Here is a 5794-nt window from a genome sequence, read left to right as displayed (position 1 = left end):
ACGCCCTTGTCCGCGGCCAGGGCCCGCAGCTCGCGGGCGAGGCCGGCCGGGTCGAGCGCGCCCGCGTTGGTGACGATCCGGATCCCGCCGGCACCGTCCTCGCCGGCCCGGCCCGCGCCGAGGCGGTCGAGGCACTCGCCGATCTGCACGAGGGCGGCGCGCTCGTATCCGGGGCCGCCCGCCGCCCGCTGCTCGGCCAGGTCGAGCATCGCCTCGTCGGAGAGCATGTCCAGCGCGAGGACGTCGAGCGACGCCGCCGCGAGGAACTCGGCAGTCGCGCTGGAACGATCCGTCCGCGACGCGGAGACGTTGCCGATGCGTAGGGGCCTCGGGCTGGTCGTCATCGATCCTCCGGGTGCGTCTGTCGGGATGGGGCTCCTCTACTCCAGCATGCTTCCCGTCGCGGCGAAACGGGTGTGGAAGGAGAACGCCTCCTCGAGCATATGCGGGGTGTTGCCGGCGTCGGGCCGGGCGTTCGCCCTGTCGAGGTAGTCGTGGAGCAGCGGCCGGTACGCCGGGTCGGCGCAGTTGTCCACGACGAGGCGGGCGCGCTTGCGGGGGCTGAGCCCGCGCAGGTCGGCCAGGCCGTGCTCGGTGACGATCACCTGGACGTCGTGCTCGGTGTGGTCGACGTGCGGGATCATCGGCACGATCGCCGACACCGCGCCGCCCTTCGCGGTGGACGGGCTCAGGAACATGGAGACGTACCCGTTACGGGTGAAGTCGCCGGAACCGCCGATCCCGTTCATGATCCGGGTGCCGCACACGTGGGTCGAGTTGACGTTGCCGTACACGTCCGCCTCGAGCATGCCGTTCATCCCGATGATGCCCAGACGCCGGACGATCTCCGGGTGGTTGCTGATCTCCTGCGGGCGCAGCGTGATGTGATCGCGGTAGAGATCGATGTTGTCGACCAGCTCCTCGAGACCCGCCTGCGACAGGGCCAGCGAGGTGGCCGAGGCGTGCGCGACCTTGCCCTCGCGGATGAGCCGCAGCATGGAGTCCTGGATGACCTCCGAGTAGCAGGTCAGATTCTCGAACGGCCCGGCCTCCAATCCGGAGAGCACGGCGTTGGCGACGTTGCCGATCCCGGCCTGCAGCGGGAGGAGGCTGCCCGCGGGCATACGCCCGCGCTCGACCTCGTGACGGAAGAACTCCACGACGTGCCCGGCGATGGCCCGGCTGATCTCGTCGGGCTCGGTGAGCGCGCTCGCGGAGTCCTGCCGGTCGGTGGGCACCACGGCGATCACCTTGGCCGGGTCGACCTCCAGATGGGCCTGTCCGATCCGGTCGTCGGGACGGGTGAGCATGATCGGCCGACGCTCGGGTGGCAGCGCGGTGCCGTAGTAGACGTCGTGCATGCCCTCGACGCCCAGCGGCACCCACGAGTTCACCTCGAGGATCACCTTGTCCGCGACATCGAGCCAGGTCTTGTTGTTACCCACGGACATCGCCGGGACGAGCTTGCCGTCGTCCGTCACCGCGGCCACCTCGACCACGGCGACGTCCACGTTCCCGTAGTAGCCCTCCCACACCTGCTGCGCGACGTGCGAGAGGTGGATGTCCACGTAGTCCACGCGGCCCTCGTTGATCGCCCGCCGCGCGGTGGGCTCGCTCTGGTACGGCATCCGGAGGTCGACGCCGTCGACCTCCGCGAGCATCGCCTCGGCCTCGTTGCTCACCGAGGCGCCGGTGAGCAGGTTGACGCGGAGCCGGCCGCCCGCCGCGCGGACGGCCCGCATCCGCTCGGCGAGCGCCGGCGCGAACGCCTTGGGGGTGCCGGCACTGGCGAACCCGCTGATCGCGACGGTGTCGCCGTCCTCGATGCGGGAGACGGCCGTGGCGGCGTCGGTGACGAGGTCCCGGAAGTGCGGATGACGGATACGCGCCGGGTCGAAAGTCGTTCCCGACTGCTGGACAGCAGATCTCATGCGGTGACCATAGCGTCGGTCACACCGCGTACCCGCGTCGCCGGATCGCCGCGGTCCCCCCAACATGGTGGGGCGCGCGTGCGCCGGACCCGGCTGACGCGGCGGTGCCGGGTCCTCCCTGCGCGGGCCCGTCGGGCGGATAGACTCTCCTGACCGCCCGACCGTCGTGCCCTCCAGGAGTGTGCCCTTGCCCCCCAGGACCACCCCGATCCCCGATCGCATCGACCAGGCACGCGCCAACTGGGAACGCGAGGGATGGGCAGACGCCGCGCAGGGCATGACCGTCGTGACGTCGGTGATGCGCGCGCACCAGATCCTGCTCGCCCGGGTCGAGGAGACCCTCAGGCCCTGGAACCTGTCGTTCCCCCGCTACGAGCTCCTGCGGCTGCTCGCGTTCTCGCGTTCCGGGGCACTGCCCATCACCAAGGCGTCGGAGCGCCTCCAGGTACACGTCACCAGCGTCACCAGTGCGATGAAGCGGCTGCTCGACGCGGGCCTGGTCGAACGTCGCCCGCACCCGACCGACGGCCGCACCACGCTGGTCGAGATCACCGACGACGGTCGGCGCGTGGTGGCCGAGGCGACCGCGGCGCTCAACGCCGGCGTGTTCGCCGACCCGGGGATGAGCCCCGACGAGCAGGTGGCCCTCATCGACGCGATCGCCTCCCTGCGCCGGTCCGCCGGCGACTTCTGACCCCGGGGCCCGCGCGGGTGGCCGGGACGAACCACACGCGTCCGCGCCCCGCGAGTACGGCCGGACACACGACACCGCGCCCGGCCCCCTCTCGGGTGGGGCCGGGCGCGGCTGATCGTGGCGGGGTCCTCCGGGTGCGGAGCCCCTCTCACCGGGCGCGGATCACGGCACCTCGGCGGCGAGGACGCGGCCGGCGGTGATCTCCGCGTCGGCGTCCATGTCGTTCTTGCTCGACTCGGTCATGCGCCACACGCACAGCATCGACATGACCGACAGCAGCGAGAGCATGATGCCCACCCCGAGCGTGTTGCCATCGGCGACCATCGCGGCGGCGGCCAGCGGCGGCAGCGCACCGCCGAGGATGCCGGCGAGGTTGTAGCCGAGCCCGGCGCCGGTGTAGCGGTAGCGGGCCTGGAACAGCTCGGGCAGCAGGGCGCCGGCCGGGCCGTAGGCGATGCCGAAGATGATGAGGGTGACGAACAGGACCAGGGCGAACGCGATCGGCGAACCGGTGTCGAGGATCGGGAACACGAACAGCGTCCAGATCACGGCCAGCGCGACCGAGGTACCGATGACCTTCTTGCGTCCGATCCGGTCGGAGTAGATGGCGGAGACCGCGATGGCGGCACCGAAGATCAGCGCGGCGAGCATGCCCATGCCCAGGACGAACGGCCGCGGGTGCTCGAGGTTCTTGGTGGCGTAGTTCGTCAGGAACGAGGTGCCCATGTAGAAGAGCGAGAACAGCGAGGTGAGCGCGCCACCGGCGATGAGGATCTCCTTCCACTGGAAGCGGATCGCATCGGCGAAGGGCAGCGTCCGGGGCGCGGTCTCCGTGGCGGCACGCGCGCGGTCCTGCTTGAAGACGGGGGTCTCCTCGACCGAGATGCGGATCCACAGGCCGATGAGGACCAGGACGGCGGACAGCAGGAACGGGATGCGCCAGCCGTACTGCATGAACGGGCTGTTGATGTCCGCGCCGTCGCCGGCGATGAGGGAGAACAGCAGGAAGGTGCCCGAGGAGAGGAAGAAGGCGAAGGCCACGCCGAGCTGGGGCCACATGCCCATCAGCCCGCGCTTGCCCTTGGGCGCGTACTCGGCGGTGAGCAGGGTCGCCCCGGCCCATTCACCGCCGACGGCGAAGCCCTGGAAGAAGCGGCACGCCACGAGCAGGGTCGGCGCGAGGATCCCGATGCCGTTCTCGAACGCCCCGAAGGCCCCGGTGTCGTAGCCGGGCAGTAGGCCGATGAACACGGTCGCCACGCCCATGATCATGAGCGTCCAGACGAGCGTGCGCTTGCGACCGATCCGGTCACCGAAGTGCCCGAAGACCGCCGCGCCGACGGGCCGCGCGAAGAAGGCGACGGCGAACGTGGCGAAGGACGACAGGGTCGCCGTGGCGGGGTTCTGATCTGGGAAGAACAGGGTCGGGAAGACGAGGGCCGCGGCGGTGCCGTAGATGAAGAAGTCGTACCACTCGATGGTCGTGCCGATCGAGGAGGCCGCGGCGACCTTCGCGAGCGAGGTCTTCTGGGGGGCCGGGGGCTGGTCCGGCGACGATGCCGGATCGCCCGCGGGGAGGTTCGTGGCAGTCAAGACAACTCCAAGTCCTGTGAGGGGCCGCCGGGTGGAGCCCCGGCGCTGTGGTCCCCGACGCGTGAACGTCGATTGACAGAGACGGTATGTGATGACTGCCACACCCTCATACACCCGAAAGTGGAGGGTGGGTGATCTGGCTCACGCCGTGGGTGCGGAGAGCTCCTGCAGAGTCCTGGTCCGGAACCACTCGACGGTGCGCGCGAGACCCTCCGCCCACGGGACGGCCGGCTCCCAGCCGAGCGCCTCGGTCGCCAGCGCTGTGTCCGGGCGCCGGACCTGCGGGTCGTCGACGGGACGGTCGATGTACCGGATCCGCGAGGACGAGCCGACCGCCTCGATGACGTCGCGGGCGATACGCAGCACCTCGAGCTCGTTGGGGTTGCCGATGTTCATCGGCCCCGCGTGGCCCGACTCGGCCAACGCGAGGATCCCGCGCACGAGATCGTCGACGAAGCACACCGACCGGGTCTGGGACCCGTCGCCGGCCACGGTGAGTTCCTCTCCGCGCAGCGCCTGCCGGATGAAGGTCGGGATCGCCCGCCCGTCGTGCGGGCGCATGCGGGGGCCGAAGGTGTTGAAGATGCGCACGATCGCCGTGTCGACTCCGTGGGTGGTGCGGTAGGCCTCGGTGAGCGCCTCGGCGTACCGCTTGGCCTCGTCGTACACCCCGCGGGGGCCGACCGGGTTGACGTTGCCCCAGTACGTCTCGGGCTGCGGGTGCACGAGCGGGTCGCCGTACACCTCGGAGGTCGAGGCCAGGACGAACCGGGCGCCCTTGTCGCGGGCGAGGCCCAGGGCGTTGTGTGTCCCCTGCGACCCCACCCGGAGGGTGTGGATGGGTAGCTTGAGATAGTCGATCGGCGAGGCCGGGGACGCGAAGTGCAGGACGAGGTCGACCGGGCCCGGAACGTGGACGTAGTCGGTGACGTCACGCTCCATCAACTGGAACCCGGTATCCGCGGCGAGGTGCGCGAGGTTGTCCGGTGCGCCGGTGAGGAAGTTGTCCAGGGCGACGACCTCGACGCCGCGGCGGCGGAGTTCGGTGCACAGGTGGCTGCCGAGGAAACCGGCGCCTCCGGTGACGACGGCCCGTGTGATGGTTCGGGTCATGATGTGGTCCTCCCCGTGTCGTGGCTGAGTAGGTCGAAGGCGGATCCGAGCACCTCGTCGGTCCGCACGGCGTCCAGTCGTGGATCGACGACGTCACCGTGGGGGTCGCCCCACGAGTCGGCGTCCGGGTCGCCGTGCCACAGGACGTGGTGCAGATGAGGGTCGATGAGCGGGCCCCACCAGCGGGGCGGGACGGGGCCGAAGAGGACCACCGACGGGGTGGCCAGCGCCGTCGCGAGGTGCGCGATGCCGGTGTCCCCGCTGAGGACGAGTGCGGCCCCGCGGACGAGGTCGGTCAGGGCGTCGAGGTCGAGTGCTCCCCCGGCGTCGGTCGCGCCGGGGGCCGACCCGGCGACCTCGGCCGTCAACTCCGCCTCGTCGGCCGAGCCGGTGACCACCACGCGGTGACCGTCCTCGGCCAGCACGCGCGCGACGGCCGCCCACCGCTCGACGGGCCAGCGTC

The 5794-nt window shown here is 70.9% G+C and carries 6 protein-coding genes; 1 reads left to right on the top strand and 5 read right to left on the bottom strand.

Features of this window, described 5'->3' with window-relative positions:
* Both G6030_RS11005 and G6030_RS11000 read right to left on the bottom strand, forming a co-directional pair.
* On the bottom strand, positions 1–344 hold a 344-nt coding region (locus tag G6030_RS11005), incomplete at its 3' end, for an acyclic terpene utilization AtuA family protein (protein WP_182643152.1).
* Between the two features lie 36 nt (positions 345–380).
* On the bottom strand, positions 381–1931 hold the full coding sequence (locus G6030_RS11000; protein ID WP_063971869.1) for a succinate CoA transferase: 1551 nt from the start codon (positions 1929–1931) through the stop codon (positions 381–383).
* Between the two features lie 187 nt (positions 1932–2118).
* Here G6030_RS11000 and G6030_RS10995 point away from each other — a divergent pair, with 187 nt between their 5' ends.
* Entirely contained in the window at positions 2119–2625 is a 507-nt protein-coding gene (locus G6030_RS10995) for a MarR family transcriptional regulator (protein WP_063971868.1), read from the top strand.
* Positions 2626–2787: 162 nt separating this feature from the next.
* On the opposite strand, the gene G6030_RS10990 is transcribed toward G6030_RS10995, so the two are convergent.
* The 3 genes from G6030_RS10990 to G6030_RS10980 form a co-directional block, all read right to left on the bottom strand.
* A complete protein-coding gene (locus G6030_RS10990; protein ID WP_182643151.1) occupies positions 2788–4218 on the bottom strand; it encodes an MFS transporter in 1431 nt (476 codons plus the stop codon).
* Between the two features lie 141 nt (positions 4219–4359).
* Complete coding sequence (locus G6030_RS10985; RefSeq protein ID WP_182643150.1) at positions 4360–5331, bottom strand: NAD-dependent epimerase/dehydratase family protein; 972 nt, start codon at positions 5329–5331, stop codon at positions 4360–4362.
* A partial coding sequence (locus G6030_RS10980; RefSeq protein WP_182643149.1) for a glycosyltransferase family 9 protein occupies positions 5328–5794 on the bottom strand: 467 nt, incomplete at its 5' end. The genes G6030_RS10980 and G6030_RS10985, both read right to left, overlap by 4 nt.

This window comes from Dietzia sp. E1 (genome assembly GCF_014145015.1).
In the GTDB taxonomy this organism is placed as follows: Bacteria; Actinomycetota; Actinomycetes; order Mycobacteriales; family Mycobacteriaceae; genus Dietzia; species Dietzia cinnamea_A.
This window is presented reverse-complemented; position numbering and strand designations above follow the sequence as displayed.